The following is a 15,268-nucleotide window of genomic DNA, read 5'->3' on the forward strand; positions in this document are numbered from 1 at the left end:
GACTTTGAAGGTGTAGATCAGGGTGTTGCACAGCCTAATAATTTATACCTCTCCCATCTGTCTGGTTCCTCAGGTACGTTATTGATTGAGGATGGTGGGAGTCTTTCCTTGGATGAAATATGGGGGGAGGGAGGCGTTCAAGTTATTAGTATTACCGGTGAAGGTTCTGTACTTCATGCTAATGCTGGGATCTTTTTAGGGATTACGAATATAAGCGATTTTGGTGAGGACAGCTCTGCCTCAATGATTGTTGAGGATGGTGGGGCTGTCTCAACTCTGTCTGCCTATATTGGAGCTGAAAATGAGGCCGTTATTCAAGTAACCGGAGAGAATTCCAGTTTTGACGCGAGTGATTATTTGGCAATTGGAAGTAAGTACAACGGCACGCTGGCAGTTGAAGATGGCGGGACAGTCACTACCGATATATTTAAACTTGGAGCATTTTCTGACTCTGAAAATGGAGATGGTATCGCTAACATATCAGGTGCTAATTCCAGGATCTATGCAAATAAACTGAATATTGGACACGCGGGTGGCTCAGGGAATTTGACAATAGAAGAGGGAGGAGCCGCTTTTATATTGGGTAGTGCGTATCTTGGTAAAGATGGTGGTGTTGGAGTAGCCACTGTTAGCGGCACTGATTCCTTATTAGATATACATGGGGATTTGGTGTTGGGAGACGACGCCAGCGGTTACGGTTCAGTGGTGCTAGAGGACGGTGGAGCAGTATCGATTGGTCAAAATGCACTTGTTGGTGGTACTTCAGTGGGCCAAAAGACGATTATGGTAACTGGAGAAAACTCCCAGCTCCATATACAAGAGAATTTACAGCTTCTCAGCGGGGGCAACCCCGTTTCCCTGAGTATTGAAAGCGGTGGGGGGTTATCTGTTGGTGCGGATATTACTAACCCTCAAGATGGTCTTTCTGTTATTGAAGTCATTGGCACGGATAGTAAATTGGAGGCTGGTGGCTCTTTGTTTCTTGCCAATGGTAATCGTAATAATGTAATTATTAGTATTAGAGAAGGTGCAGAACTATCTGGTGGTGACGATTCTACCCTTGGGCAGGCTAGTAGCTTTTCGATCGATTTGGTGGATTTAGGTTCTACATTTAACTTGGATGGTAGTTTATATCTTGGCAGTGCGGACTCCAGCCCTAGTGTACATGCTCGGGATGGGGGGAAGGTATCTATACAAGATTCACTATATTTCAGTGGCAATAACTTGTTGAACTCTCATATCGTGATGAGCGGTATGGGCTCATCGCTCGAAGTGGGTGAAAATTTATATATAGCCAATGAAGCTAATAGTTTCGCCTCTCTAGTTCTTGAAAGCGATGGCAATGCCTCTGCTAACGCAGCCTTTATTGGCATGGGTGGAGAGGGGGCTGTTGATATTGGTGGGAGCGCCAAACTAGGTTTGAGCAATCAGCTGTACCTGGGTTTTCATAATGGTAGTACAGGCACCCTGAACATTCAGAGCGGTGGGGAAGCGGATGTTCTTGAGGATGCAGTGATTGGGCGCGAAGGTAATGGGAATGCCTTGATTACAGGTGAGGGGGTCTCCCTGGATATAGGTGAAGACTTGGTCCTTGGTCTTTTTTCCGGTAGTGAAGGAAGTTTGACGATCAATAATGAGGGGACTGTACGTGTAGGTGGTGATGCTACCTTCGGAGTTAAGGGTGAGGGTCTTGGCACAGTGAGTGGTGCTGGCTCCACCCTTGATGTAGGCACTAATTTGTATATTGGTGGTGACGATACAAGTGTCGCCGTTTTATCAGTGTCGGATGGGGGGACGGTCGCTACTGATGGTGAGACCTTTATTGGTTTGAAGGGGCAGGGAACCGTTCATGTTAACGGTGACGATTCTTTAATGTACGTGGGGGATGCGCTGTATATTGGCCATGAACCCGCTGGTAAAGGTTATCTGGAGATTACCAGTGCTGGGACATTAGAGGCAGCCTATGATACCAATATTGGCGTTAACGGCAGAGGATATGCTTTAGTCTCCGGCGAGGGCTCCAGGTTGGATGTGGGGCATACCTTAAATATTGGGAATGCCGCAGGTGACTACTCACTGGATATCGCAAATGGTGGAGCGGTCTCGACCGGATGGGAGACCGTTATTGGTGCTTCTGGTGCCGGATCAGCCAGGGTTACTGGTGAGAGCTCCAGGCTTGATGTGGCCCTGGCCCTGACGCTTGGTTATACCTCAGGTGGATCGGGCTCGCTGCTGATTGAAAATGGTGGAACCGTTTCCACAGGGCGCTTTCCCTTTATCGGTTTTGAGGGGGAAGGAGCGGTTACAATTACCGGTGAGGGCTCCACACTTCACACAAATGGCACTGTATACCTTGGCCATGAAGCCGCTGGTTCGGGTGAGCTGCTGATTAACGACGGCGGGTCACTTACTTCAGAGGATGGTGCTGCGATTGGTCTTTATGGGCTTGGCTCAGCAATCCTTTCCGGTTCCGGCGTCAGCCTTTCTGTTGCCAACAATCTATCGCTGGGTCATTTCGCCGGTAGTTCGGGGGTACTGTATATTGAGGATGGTAGTGATGTCGGCGTAGGTGCTACTGCAGTGATAGGGCAAATTGGCAGCGGATCAGTCACCGTGACCGGCATGGGCTCCTCACTGGTAATAGAGGATCTCTTATCACTCGGCCACCTGGCTGACGATACTGGCGCCGGTGTTGGCACGTTGACTATCGAGGATAGTGGAAGCGTCTCCACACAGAAAACGGCCTATATTGGTTATGCTGGCATGGGTTCGGCCACGGTTACTGGCGGAGCCCAGCTGGATATGAATGGCTCCCTGCACCTTGGCCAGCTAACCGGCAGCTCAGGGGTGTTGAAGGTCCAGGATGGCGGGGCTGTCTCCGCCCAGGTTAATGCGCTGATCGGCTACGATGGCATGGGCGAAGCGAGTGTCACCGGAGCTGGTTCCACGCTCGATACGGATGGCCTGATGATTCTCGGTAGGCATGACAGCAGCTCAGGGTCATTGACCATTGGGGATGGTGGGGCCGTATCTGTTGGTGGTGAGGTTATTATTGGCGATGCTGGTATTGGTGAGATTACTGTTAGCGGTACAGATTCCAGATTCGAAACACAAGGCACCGTAAGAATTGGTGAGGGAGTTACCTCTACGGCAACCATGCTTATCGGGCCAGATTCCACTTTTAAAGCAAACCGGTTACTGGCGGGCAGCGGAACCATCAGTGTGACCGTTGATGGTGCCACCTTGCAGGCTGGCGCCAATAACTCCTTATTCATCTCCGGATTTTCCGGCACCGAATTTACTGTTGGCTCAAATGGTATGTTGTTGGATACCAATGGTTTTAATATCGGTATTCACGGAGATATTGAATGGAGCCGTGGGGGGGTTGACCACCATCGGTGCAGGGACACTAACCCTGGATACCGACCAATATATCCCTGGGGGCACAACGGTACGTAATAGCACATTAATTGTTGGCAGGAATACTTCCGAAGCTGGTGTTCGGTTGACCGGTGACATCCTGCTTGAGGATGCCGGGGTGCTTGGTGGGGCCGGCCGAATTTTTGGCAGTGTAACCAGTGAAGGAGGCACTATCACGCCGGGTAATTCCATCGGGACAACCACTATTTTCGGTGACTATTCAGGTACGAATGCGACTTTGCAGATTGAAGTTGAAGGGCATGCCAATGCTTCCCTGGCCAGGGCCGACCAGCTTGTTGTGGCGGGTGATATTGATGTCAGTGGAACTACACTGGCACTGGTTATGACCCCCCTGGACCCCACCCAGTGGGCCATGGTGCCAACAGGCCCCTTCACTATTGTCGATAACTGGGGCACCAGTGCGATAGCTGGCTCTTTTGAGAGCATCGACAACACCAATCACCTGTATTTCCTTGAGCCGCACCTGAGTTACACCGGTGGAGATGGCAATGATATCTCGCTCACCCTGACCCGCAATGATCTCGCCTTTGAGATTGACGGCAGCACGGTTAACCAGAGAGCGGTTGGCGCCAGCCTTGATAGCATGGACTGGTCAAACCCGGTATACAATGCCATGGCGATGAGTATCTCATCCGAGGCAGAAGCCCTGGCATCCTATGAAAGCCTGTCTGGTGAAATCAATGCCTCTGCTCGCAGCCAGCTTATCGAAGACAGTCACTTTATTCGCACTGCGATTTCCAACCGCCTATATCAACGTGCCGCAGACGATTTACTCTATCCTGGCGCAGGCCCAAATGGTGCAGAGCGCGGTGGCCCCGCGCTATGGAGTCGAGCATTTGGCAGCTGGGGGCGGGTAGATGGAGATGGCAATGCAGCCGGCCTGGATCGCTCAATTGGAGGTGTCTTCCTTGGTGCCGATGTCCGGGTGCTTGAGAATACCCGCATAGGCCTGGTGGGTGGTTATAGTGCCTCTAATATGGATGGAGACGCTCATCATGCCTCTATGTACAGTGACAATTACAACCTGGGCGCTTACATCGGCACCGGGTTTGAGGTAGTGAAGCTCAGGGCTGGTATCGCAGCAGCTTGGCACCGAATGGATGGTGAGCGGTTTGTCTCCCTGGGGTCGGGTACTTTCATTGATAACCTGGACTCCTCGCAGGATGTGACCACCTTCCAGGCCTTCGGTGAAGCAGGCATTGACCTCAATGTATCGAGTATACCCCTGGAGCCATTTGCGGGTTTTGCCTGGGTCAACCTGGCCAGTGATGGTTTTACAGAAAGGGGAGGGCACGCAGTTCTGACAAGCCAGGACCAGAGCGATGATATGCTGTTTACAACACTCGGCCTGCGCGCTGCTTCCGGTTTTATGGTGGGGGAAACCGGTGTGACCTTACAGGGCAAGATTGGATGGCAGCACACCTCTGACGATACCACAGCCCTAACCCAGGCCTTTGCGGCAGGTGGTGACCGCTTCACCATTGAGGGCGTCCCGATTGCCCAGGACCAGGTTTTCCTAGAAGCCGGTTTAGCAGCCAGCCTAAGTGAGAGATCTTCAATGGTGTTGAATTATTCTAGCCAGATTAGCTCCGATGCCCAGAACCACGGCGTAAATGCAAGGTTCAATCTTCGCTTCTGAATATACGATGCACACAAAGCCCCGACGTCAAAAGGGGCTTTGTAGCAGGAGTTACCAGTCGGCAAGCACTGTGCTGGAAAATTTCTTTCCTGGCTAGGGACACAGTCATTCCGCTTGTGATTATGGCGTGATTGAGTATTGAAAGTTTTGCGAGAAGTGGCCGAAGTTTAATGTAGGTACTGATTGCGCTATCCATATAGGCCGCGAGAGCAAGAAAAGCTGTTTGGCTAACGAAAGTGTATTAAATCTCCACTATTCACCTTCATACTTTTTATAGGGGCTGGGTCAAGCGGATGCCCTTTTCGGATTGCATCTTGTTATGAGCTGTGGTGGATTACCTTACAGGTCAAGTAGATGATTATTTTTGTATACAGTTATCTCTGGCTTAGTAGACGTGTTAATTGGGGTAAATTTAATGTGCGAATATGTTGTAGGGATATCAGTAAATAAGGGATTTCCAATTATATAATCTGTATTCATCTGCCTGCTTGGTACTTAAGTTTGGCTTTGTCAATTGGTGCTGATATATATTTATACCCGGCCCTAATTGGTGGGGTAGAATATCGCGGCTTTTAATTTTTAATAGACTGACCCGACTTAAAGGGTGTGGTAACTTTTTAGTTATTGCGGTGTGCCTTATAAAATAATTGTTTTCTAAAGATTAACAATCTCTGGACAAATCGGAGTTGATAATGTCTATACCTGTTCCACCTAGTGATGATGCTGTAGACGAAAAAGATCAAAGCTCTTTATCCTGTCGGTTTAATCGCTTAAATAATAAGAGAAATCTTAAAGTAAGGTCCGGATTTAAAGTTGAACATCCGGTTCAGTCATGGTCGTGTACCCCCCGGTTTTTGATTCTGATTATTCAAAATCAAGCTTGATATCTATCGCCCCCTTTGCAGCAGCTCATAACAAATTTAATTGTGTGTCCGGCATAAATGCTAACTTTAAAAATTACTTCTCTAAAAATAAGCGGGGCGGAATATCTTCGTGGGGAATTAGCTCTACCTATAACCGGTGGCAAAACAGTGTGCTTGGATCTGCTGTATTTTTCGGTGCGTTATTATTCGTGCCCGCCCCTGAAGTGATGGCTGCGGGGAGATTAGATGTGACCACACAGGATGTTACTTTTTCAGGGGGATCTCAAACTTTTGACGCTATCGACGTTTCTAACAATTATACATTGAAAATTGAAAATGGAGCAGAAGTAGGCGTTGATGGTGGTTTTGTTGAGGTTGGCCTTGGGGATAGCCGAGCAACAATCCATGTTACTGGCGCAAACTCCCACCTTGACCTGCTCGATTCTATAGCTCTTACGCTTACTCTAGTAGATGAAGCAGAAGCCATTCTACTGATTGAGGATGGTGGAAGGGTTAGTGTGAATGAATTAAATATTGCGGCAGGTACTAACAATATTAGGGTTGCCGGTGTAGGTTCAGTGCTTGATGTATATCAGATCCTTGACATGTCTGTGTCAGGCGGCCCAAATTCAATAGTGATTGAGGATGGTGGGGCTATCTCTATTTACAGCGATACTGATACTCGGATTGGAGCTACCAGTAATGTTTTTGTAACAGGCAATGGCTCCAGTCTTAATGTGAAAGATAATTTGCATCTATGGACGAATGCGGGCCATTCGAGCACTATGAAAATAGAGGGTGGTGGAATTACTTCTGTAGGAGGGAATCTCTATCTTGCCGAAAACGGCACAGGAACATTTACTGTTACCGGTGATAACTCATGGCTTACTGTGGGAGGCAATTTGTCACTTGGACTTAATACAGGCGGCGCCGGTTCACTGTTGGTGCAAGATGGCGGAAACGTAATTATCGAGCGAGAGGCAATCATTGGTATCGATGGTGCAGGATTAATCTCTGTGACTGGAGAAAATTCACGGCTTAATGTACATGAGAACTTATATCTCGGTACCGGGACTGGCTCCAGTATGCTGTCAATTACCGATGCTGGAATGGTTTCTGTCGGTAGCGACATTATTGTTGGAGGCTCAGGGGTAAGCGGCATCAATGTGATAGGCGCTGACTCTAAGTTAGAAGTGAATGGCTCCTTGAGCCTTGGCGGTGATTTATATCACTCATTTTTTATTGGAGAAGGCGGAGTAGTATCTGTCGGTACTGATGCCACCATTGGGGGGGCGATGGTGGGGGTATCTTTGTAGAGGAAGCAGGTTCTACGTTTAATTTGGATGGTACCTTGTATCTTGGCCATGAGGTTGGGGACTCGGCTACGCTGGTGCTTGATGAAGGGGGCCATACCTCTGTCCAGCATTCTGCTTATGTTGGATTTAAAGGTAATGCGGCCACCTATGTTGAAGGTGTGAATTCATCGTTTGAAGTGGGTGAAAACTTATATTTGGCTAGCGAAGCTGGCAGTAGCGGTGCGCTGTTGATTGATAACGGTGGGAGTGTATCTGCTAATGCAGCTTTTGTTGGCATGGGTGGAAGTGGGATTGTTGATGTTAATGAGGGCGCCACACTAGATTTGAGCAACCAGTTGTACCTGGGTTTTCATGATGGTGCTACAGCCACTCTGAACATTAAGAGTGATGGCGAGGCGGATGTTCTCGAGGATGTAGTGATTGGGCGTGCTGGTACAGGGTATGCCTCGGTCATAGGTGAGGGGGCCGCGCTGAATATAGGCGAAGATTTGGTCCTTGGCCTTTTTCCAAATAGTGATGGAAGTTTGACGGTCAATAATGAGGGGACTGTACGTGTAGATGGTGACGCTACCTTCGGCATTGGGGGGAGGGGGATGGCCTGGTGCACGGTGCGGGCTCGACTCTTGATGTAGGCACTAATTTGTATATTGCTGATGACGAGCAAAGTGTCGCCGTTTTATCAGTGTCGGATGGGGGCGGTCTCCACTGGCGCCGAGACTTTTATTGGTTTGAAGGGGCAGGGAGCTATTCATGTTAACGGTGACGGGTCTTCAATAAATGTGGGAGATGATCTCTATATCGGTCATGAACCCTCTGGTATTGGCTTTCTGGATATTACCAACGCTGGGACATTAGAGACAGCCTATGATACCAATATCGGCGTTAACGGCAGAGGGCATGCTTTAGTCTCCGGCGAGGGCTCCAGGTTGGACGTGGGGCATACCTTAAATATTGGGAATACCTTTGCGGATCTCTATTCACTGGATATCCTCAACGGAGGAGCTGTCTCTGCCGGTTGGGAGGCTGTTATTGGCACTTTCAGTAGTGGATCAGCCAGAGTGACGGGTGAGGGCTCCAGGCTTGATGTGGACTTGGCCCTGACGCTTGGTTATACCTCAGGTGGATCGGGCTCGCTGCTGATTGAAGATGGTGGAACCGTCTCCACAGGGCGCTTCCCCTTTATCGGTCTTGAGGGGGAGGGAGCGGTTACAATTAGCGGTGAGGGCTCCACACTTCACACAAACGGCACTGTATACCTTGGCCATGAAGCTACTGGTACGGGTGAGCTGCTGATTAAAGATGGCGGGGCCCTCATTTCAGAGGATGGTGTAGCGATCGGCCTTTATGGGCTTGGCTCAGCTATCCTTTCCGGTTCCAACTCCAGCCTTTCTGTTGCCAACAATCTATCGCTGGGGCACTTCGTCGGTAGTTCAGGCACACTGCATGTTGAGGATGGTGGCGATATTGACGTAGCGGTTACTGCTCTGATTGGGCAAATTGGCAGCGGAGCCGTCACCGTGACCGGTATGGGCTCCTCACTGGCAATAGAGGATCTCTTGTCCTTGGGACACCAAACCGGTGGTTCGGGCATGCTGACAGTTGAAGATGGTGGAAGCGTCTCCACACAGAAAACGGCCTATATTGGTTATGCTGGCATGGGTTCGGCCACGGTTACTGGCGAGGGAGCCCTGATGGATATGAATGGCTCCCTGCACCTTGGCCAGCAAGCCGATAGCTCAGGGGTGTTGAAGGTCCAGGATGGCGGGGCTGTCTCCGCCCAGGTTAATGCGCTGATCGGCTACGATGGCATGGGCGAAGCGAGTGTCACCGGAGCTGGTTCCACGCTCGATACGGATGGCCTGATGATTCTCGGCAGGCATGACAGCAGTTCAGGATTACTGACCATTGGGGATGGTGGGGCCGTATCTGTTGGTGGTGAGGTGATTATTGGCGATGCCGGTATTGGCGAGATTACTGTTAGCGGTACAGATTCCAGATTTGAAACACAAGGCACCGTAAGAATTGGTGAGGGAGTTACCTCTACGGCAACCATGTTTATCGGGCCAGATGCCACTTTTAAAGCAAACCGGTTACTGGCGGGCAGCGGAACCGTCAGTGTGACCGTTGATGGTGCCACCTTGCAGGCCGGCGCTGATAACGTCTCATTTCTTTCTGGATTTTCCAGCACCGAATTTACTGTTGGCTCAAATGGCATGTTGCTGGATACCAATGGCTTTGACATCGCTATTGATGGAGAGATCGACTGGCGCAGTGGGGGAGCCTTAGCCACCATCGGTACCGGGACGTTAACCCTGGATACCGACCAATATATCCCTGGGGGCACAACGGTACGCAATAGCACATTAATTGTCGGCAGGAATACTTCCGAAATTGGCGTTCGGTTGACTGGTAACATCCTGATTGAGGATGCCGGGGTGCTTGGCGGAGCCGGCCGAATTTTTGGCAGTGTAACCAGTGAAGGAGGCACTATCACGCCGGGTAATTCCATCGGGACAACCACTATTTTCGGTGACTATTCAGGTACGAATGCGACTTTGCAGATTGAAGTTGAAGGGCATGCCAATGCTTCCCTGGCCAGGGCCGACCAGCTTGTTGTGGCGGGTGATATTGATGTCAGTGGAACTACACTGGCACTGGTTATGACCCCCCTGGACCCCACCCAGTGGGCCATGGTGCCAACAGGCCCCTTCACTATTGTCGATAACTGGGGCACCAGTGCGATAGCTGGCTCTTTTGAGAGCATCGACAACACCAATCACCTGTATTTCCTTGAGCCGCACCTGAGTTACACCGGTGGAGATGGCAATGATATCTCGCTCACCCTGACCCGCAATGATCTCGCCTTTGAGATTGACGGCAGCACGGTTAACCAGAGAGCGGTTGGCGCCAGCCTTGATAGCATGGACTGGTCAAACCCGGTATACAATGCCATGGCGATGAGTATCTCATCCGAGGCAGAAGCCCTGGCATCCTATGAAAGCCTGTCTGGTGAAATCAATGCCTCTGCTCGCAGCCAGCTTATCGAAGACAGTCACTTTATTCGCACTGCGATTTCCAACCGCCTATATCAACGTGCCGCAGACGATTTACTCTATCCTGGCGCAGGCCCAAATGGTGCAGAGCGCGGTGGCCCCGCGCTATGGAGTCGAGCATTTGGCAGCTGGGGGCGGGTAGATGGAGATGGCAATGCAGCCGGCCTGGATCGCTCAATTGGAGGTGTCTTCCTTGGTGCCGATGTCCGGGTGCTTGAGAATACCCGCATAGGCCTGGTGGGTGGTTATAGTGCCTCTAATATGGATGGAGACGCTCATCATGCCTCTATGTACAGTGACAATTACAACCTGGGCGCTTACATCGGCACCGGGTTTGAGGTAGTGAAGCTCAGGGCTGGTATCGCAGCAGCTTGGCACCGAATGGATGGTGAGCGGTTTGTCTCCCTGGGGTCGGGTACTTTCATTGATAACCTGGACTCCTCGCAGGATGTGACCACCTTCCAGGCCTTCGGTGAAGCAGGCATTGACCTCAATGTATCGAGTATACCCCTGGAGCCATTTGCGGGTTTTGCCTGGGTCAACCTGGCCAGTGATGGTTTTACAGAAAGGGGAGGGCACGCAGTTCTGACAAGCCAGGACCAGAGCGATGATATGCTGTTTACAGCACTCGGCCTGCGCGCTGTTTCCGGTTTTATGGTGGGGGAAACCGGTGTGACCTTGCAGGGCAAGATTGGATGGCAGCACACCTCTGACGATACCACAGCCCTAACCCAGGCCTTTGCGGCAGGTGGTGACCGCTTCACCATTGAGGGTGTCCCGATTGCCCAGGACCAGGTTTTCCTGGAAGCCGGCTTAGCAGCCAGCCTAAGCGAGAGATCTTCATTGGTGTTGAATTATTCTAGCCAGGTTAGCTCCGATGCCCAGAACCACGGTGTGAATGCAAGATTCAATCTTCGCTTCTGAATATACGATGCACGCAAGGCCCCGAAGTCAAAAGGGGCTTTGTAGTAGGAGTTACCAGTCGGCAAGCACTGTGCTGGAAAATTTCTTTCATGGCTAGGGATATAGTTATTCTGCTTGTGATTATGGCGTGATTGAGTATTGAAAGTTTTGCGTGTCTTTCTGGCTATCTTCTGATTTAATTGATCCCAAAATTTTCTTCAAAAGCTGAATCGTTCCTTCATCTCCAGGCCTCATTTCCAAGGCTTTTTCCAAGTATTCCTTTGCGACTTTTAAGTTTAAAGGTTCAATTAGCTTGGCGCCAAGTTTATACGCAGTAAAACCAATCCCTCGAGAGACCTGTGCCCATTGTTCTACCAAGGCCATTGCACTCTCAAGATTACCCTGGTCAACCTGAATTGAAATCAGCTCTTTCCAAATTGAGTGGTTACGTAGCTTGGGCTCTATAAAGGGTTCCAGCACTTCCCAGGCCCTTTTAAAATGTTTTGCTCCACGTAGCGCTTGCGCTTTAGTAGCTGCGGTATTTGCATCTGTTTTAACAACTTCTAATGCTTTAACCGCTTCCTCGTAATTGCCGGTTTTATTTAGGAATCGGGCAAATTGTAGCGCAAAATCGGGATATTCCTTGTACATCGAGCGGTACTTGGAAAATAGAGCTTTTTTGGCTGGTATTGGGGTTGATGGTGTGCGGAGCTGCTCTAATACGCTCTCTCTTGAGAGATCTCCCACAGCTTTACAGTATTTATCAACAAGCCTGGAAACTTGAATACGTACCAATTCATCTCGTACATGTACTTGATCGTCCATCCAGGCGATACTGCGATCTGTCAATAGTATAGATTCATAGCTAGGATAATAGAAAACATTAGAGTTTGAGCATACCAGTGCTTCAGCGGCAGTTCTTAATACGGATTTTGAATATGAATTTGAAATGGAGATATCTTGATTTCTATATGTAAGCGACATTGGGACAGGTGAGACTGTAACTAGTATATTCTGTTGAACTTCAGCATTGGCTTTCAAGATCTGTATTGTTTTATCGAGATAGCCGTAGACTTCATTATAATTCAATACATGAAGTTCAAACCTTCCAGGCCATAATTTCATAATTTTTGGTAGTGGAATTGTATTAAGGTATAAGTTGGTTTTTTTGTCGAACCAGACCTCCGATAGCCCCAGGGTGATAATCACTGTTTCAGCTTTCCGAACTGATTTATAAAACTGAGTAATTGCCTCTCTTCTTGTATTTACTGCCTCTAATGGAGCAGGGCGTATGGATGACAATACGTTAAGATCACAATATTTCCCCTTGCTTACCTCAATAATGCAGTCTCCTGGCATCTCGCAATTGTCATCCAATGCCCATTTGAATTCGTTGTAAATGGATGAGACTCCAAAGTTGGTGATTGAATCAAGCTTCGGGTCTTCAAACTCAGGCAGTCCAAAGATCTCGCTCGATGGAACACGGAAGCCAAGTTCAATCAGTTTGGTTTCGACATTTCGGGCGAAGCAGGAACCAACCGAAAAAACACATGATCCAGGTCGAAATTGAAATCCAGCCATAAAATCAGGTCTTGCGATAGGTTCATATCTGTTGTCCGCAGAACGATTAGGCCAGTGCCCGACACGATTTTTTTTCTTGCTGCTGATTGCCTCTTTATCAGATAATATTTGTATAGGCATGATTGACTCCGGGTTGGTTTCAGCTCATGAGTTAAAGTTCGCTAATGTTTTTGGCTGGCTCCTAGAATAAGGCCAAAAAATTACCGTAAATATTGGGAGAGGGGTTCCTGAGGTCTTTGTTGTTTAGTCCATACTAGACTGTTTTCAATAAGTAGTCGCTATATCTATAAGAAAGCCTCAGGTTTGGCGCCCTTGTCCACTTGGTAGATACTACCTAGGCAGCAGCAAAGAATACAGTCGACTCTTGAAAAAATGATTTCACAAGTTTTCTATTTTTCTTGATGCTCTGCAAATCTGCATTTGCACGACTCAGTAGTGTCTCACCTTTTTTCAGCGGCCTCTTTGAAGTCCCTATATTTCTCATATGATTCCAGACCAACTCATCTGGATTTAGGTCTGGTGCATATGGCGGTAAGAACACCATTTCAAGCTTTCCATCCTGTGAATCGACATACTCCAATACCTTTTTCGATTTGTGTACTGGGTGCCCATCAACAATGAGAATCACTGGTCTTTTCTGACTTCTCTGGAAATTTTTGAAGCATTCTACGCACTTTTCTGCCGTGAACTTTCCACTATAAATATGATACCAGAAGCCACCTCTATTCGATAAAGCTGAGATCGCATTGATTGACTGTCTTTGACCACTCGTTTTTACCACTGGAGTTTTTCCTTTTTCTCCCCATGTCCTTTGGAGTGGATCGTCTGATCTGATACTAGCCTCGTCCAGCCAAAATATTTCTGCACCAGTTTTTTTCGCATAAGATTTAATCTTTGGATAGACTTCCTTTACCCATTTATTCACCGCCTTCTCATCTCTCTCGTAAGCTCTTCGTAGAGGCTTTTGTGGCGTCAGGCCCAGTCGATGTAGAAGTGTGCCGACACTAGAAACGCTAAGTTCAATTTTGAATCTCTCAAAAATCAAATCCGATACGATCTGACGTGTCCACAATCCGAAATCAAAGCCATATTGCCTTGGATCGCCACCAATAATCCATCGTTTGACTTCCTCTTCTTCAATAGCTGACAGTTTTCTACCGCGTCCAGGTCTAATTTTTGGAGATAGCGCTTCAATACCTTTCTCCCGAGCAGTCCTTAACCATGGGAAAATAGTTCTGCTCCCCAGCCCTAAGCTACGACTAACCTCCGCCGCAGATTCTCCATCAAATACTCGCTGAACAGCAATTTTACGTATGAGGTGCTGCTCCTCAGTACTAAGTTTTCTGGCATCGTATTTCATGCAGTTTATATTACCAGGGTGTACTGATTATTTCTGCCCCGCTAGTAAGTTGATTTATAAACTGTTAATTCAGGATGGGTTTTTCCTGAAATTAAAAATTTAAAAGCAATATCCCATCGTTATGGCTTGTAAAGTGTGGGTATGTAATGGTGGGTTATTATTTTGTAATAGGCATTTTGGGTCGTTTGGGTCGTTTGGGTTGTGTGAGGTGCAGTGTCCGAGTCGCTGGGAGGATCTGCTAACCCTCTGGCATTATAAATAGATTGGGTACTTTTCTCTCCCGATGATTTATGTGAATTAACGTATTGCATTATTAGTTTAATCATCGGAGACTCCGTTTTGATTTGTCCCAAGTAACTATTTTTGTTTTATTGCTACAGGGCGCCTGTTGGCTCTTGAGTCTAAGATGGTGGTTAATTAAAGAGTGTCATTTCTATTTTGCTTGCAAAGAAAATTATACTAATCAATGTATTTACTCCCTGGGTTCTCTATTGGATTTGTGGTTTGGAAATTTTTCTATGAAGTCGTTGAATCAGGGGCTTCAGCGGCGTTGTAATGCTCTTTTGTAGGTCTAGGGTTGTTCGTTTGCTTCGCCACGGCCCTGGTGATTAAAAAACAGTACCAGATTCCGGACCGTTGTTACCTTGCCAAAATAGGGATTGCTTTGATAGTCCTCAAGGGTTCGCCCGGTTCTTTGTGCGATCTCCTCAATTAAGTCCAGATAGAGATCATCTTCATCCAGTTTCAGGGTGTTAAAGAAATCATCTGATGCTTGAATTGGGATCAGTTGTTTGGTGGGAAGTGCCGCTTGTAGTTGCTCATACACCGCTCTAATAATCCATGTATCTACAATTTTGTAATCAAACTCCCGGGCAAATTCACAAACGGATAAATCTTTGCGGTTGTCACGTAGATGTTGGAAATGCCTATCAATTTTGGGTTGTTCGAGATAGCCCCAAATTATGGCCAATAATACTAAGCCAACTAAAGCTAAAAGATATATTGGCTGGTAAATAAGAAGAGCTAACACTGCTGTTAGAAAAGCAAATAGTGTAAATTTACCTGCCCTTTCAGGCTTGTATTTAGGCATAAACCTTGATGCTTTTCTCATG

8 protein-coding genes are annotated in these 15,268 nt (G+C 48.0%); 5 read left to right on the plus strand and 3 right to left on the minus strand.

Going from position 1 to position 15,268, the window contains the following annotated elements; genetic code table 11:
* The first annotated feature begins 108 nt into the window (after positions 1–108).
* The 5 genes from P0078_RS18790 (at position 109) to P0078_RS18810 (ending at position 11,236) form a co-directional block, all read left to right on the plus strand.
* Positions 109–3,459, plus strand: coding sequence for a beta strand repeat-containing protein (locus tag P0078_RS18790; RefSeq protein WP_282931430.1), 3,351 nt, complete (start codon positions 109–111; stop codon positions 3,457–3,459).
* Positions 3,386–5,080, plus strand: a complete 1,695-nt coding sequence (locus tag P0078_RS18795) for an autotransporter family protein (protein ID WP_282931431.1) — start codon at positions 3,386–3,388, stop codon at positions 5,078–5,080. Before P0078_RS18790 ends, P0078_RS18795 begins: the two co-directional genes overlap by 74 nt.
* A gap of 880 nt (positions 5,081–5,960) precedes the next feature.
* Positions 5,961–7,259, plus strand: coding sequence for a hypothetical protein (locus tag P0078_RS18800; RefSeq protein WP_282931432.1), 1,299 nt, complete (start codon positions 5,961–5,963; stop codon positions 7,257–7,259).
* A gap of 23 nt (positions 7,260–7,282) precedes the next feature.
* Positions 7,283–7,891, plus strand: coding sequence for a hypothetical protein (locus tag P0078_RS18805; protein WP_282931433.1), 609 nt, complete (start codon positions 7,283–7,285; stop codon positions 7,889–7,891).
* Between the two features lie 21 nt (positions 7,892–7,912).
* Positions 7,913–11,236, plus strand: a complete 3,324-nt coding sequence (locus P0078_RS18810) for an autotransporter outer membrane beta-barrel domain-containing protein (RefSeq protein WP_282931434.1) — start codon at positions 7,913–7,915, stop codon at positions 11,234–11,236.
* Positions 11,237–11,356: 120 nt separating this feature from the next.
* On the opposite strand, the gene P0078_RS18815 is transcribed toward P0078_RS18810, so the two are convergent.
* From P0078_RS18815 to P0078_RS18825, 3 genes are all read right to left on the minus strand, one after another.
* Positions 11,357–12,916: a GSCFA domain-containing protein gene (locus P0078_RS18815; RefSeq protein ID WP_282931435.1), complete on the minus strand. Its 1,560-nt coding sequence runs from the start codon at positions 12,914–12,916 to the stop codon at positions 11,357–11,359.
* A gap of 214 nt (positions 12,917–13,130) precedes the next feature.
* The gene (locus tag P0078_RS18820; protein WP_282931436.1) at positions 13,131–14,156 is read right to left on the minus strand and encodes an IS630 family transposase; all 1,026 of its coding nucleotides are present in this window, start codon (positions 14,154–14,156) and stop codon (positions 13,131–13,133) included.
* 571 nt (positions 14,157–14,727) lie between these two features.
* On the minus strand, positions 14,728–15,267 hold the full coding sequence (locus P0078_RS18825) for a hypothetical protein (RefSeq protein ID WP_282931437.1): 540 nt from the start codon (positions 15,265–15,267) through the stop codon (positions 14,728–14,730).
* Position 15,268: the final 1 nt, after the last annotated feature.

This window comes from Microbulbifer sp. VAAF005 (assembly GCF_030012985.1).
Taxonomy (GTDB): Bacteria; Pseudomonadota; Gammaproteobacteria; order Pseudomonadales; family Cellvibrionaceae; genus Microbulbifer.